This is a genomic window from Pauljensenia sp. UMB3104, from assembly GCF_030217285.1.
In the GTDB taxonomy this organism is placed as follows: Bacteria; Actinomycetota; Actinomycetes; order Actinomycetales; family Actinomycetaceae; genus Pauljensenia.
This window is the reverse complement of record NZ_JASONN010000336.1, coordinates 1-267: the sequence shown is the minus strand read 5'-3', so window position 1 is coordinate 267 and position 267 is coordinate 1. Positions and strand designations below refer to the sequence as shown.

1 pseudogene is annotated in these 267 nt (G+C 60.3%); it reads right to left on the bottom strand.

Going from position 1 to position 267, the window contains the following annotated elements:
• Positions 1 to 267, bottom strand: a pseudogene (locus QP415_RS11935) (replication-associated recombination protein A); the annotation flags it as partial.

The following is a 267-nucleotide window of genomic DNA, read 5'->3' as shown; positions in this document are numbered from 1 at the left end:
AGCCGTCTGGAAGATACTGCTGGCCCGCAATTCCCGCGGGATCGTCGTGGGGGTCTTTGTAGCCTTTGCCGTGCCCCAGCCCCTTTGCGCCCTGGTAGTGCGCATCGCGAAGATGGGCAGGAACGGGCGGGGCCCCTTCCCTTCGTATCTGCGCAATCGCCGAATCAATAGCAGTGATTGCCGCATTAGATTTTGGCGCAAGAGCCACCGCAATAGCCGCTTCAGACAGGATAATTCTTGCCTCCGGCATCCCTACGAGCGCTACCG